Annotated in this window: 1 protein-coding gene; it reads right to left on the reverse strand. The window is 61.7% G+C overall.

Translation table 11 applies throughout. The features are described 5' to 3' along the window. Positions 1-413 (reverse strand): hypothetical protein (locus K9B32_RS28875; RefSeq protein WP_224568813.1); only part of this gene is annotated, 413 nt, incomplete at both ends.

Consider the following 413-nt stretch of genomic DNA (forward strand, 5'->3'; position numbering starts at 1 on the left):
TCCGAATCCGTCGCTGTGTAATTAAAGGTCAGCGACAGCGGGTTCTCGCCATTGCCGGCAACATGATCCAGCGGCTGAACCAGCGTGAATGCGTAGGAACCATTTGAGCTTGTATCCGAAACCGAGGCGAAGAAGACGACGTTCGCGGCGCCTTCACCGGTCGCTGCCGTCGGAGCCGTTTCGCCGGTATAGCCAACGAGAACACCATCGATCAGTACCGTGTGCACAGCCTGGCCGAGCGACGTCAGCAATTCGCCGGCCTCACCGGTAACGGCGACGTCGGCATTGGTGAAGGCAACCGCGCGGTCGCCCGGCTGGCCGTTGCCGTCATTGGCGCTGTCTGCGCCCCAGTTGATGTTCAGTGACCCGCCGGCGGTTGCCGAGAGGCCGTCGCTTTCATTGTTGCCGCCATT

Origin of the sequence: Rhizobium sp. 3T7, from assembly GCF_020166565.1 — a bacterium.
Classification (GTDB): domain Bacteria; phylum Pseudomonadota; class Alphaproteobacteria; order Rhizobiales; family Rhizobiaceae; genus Rhizobium.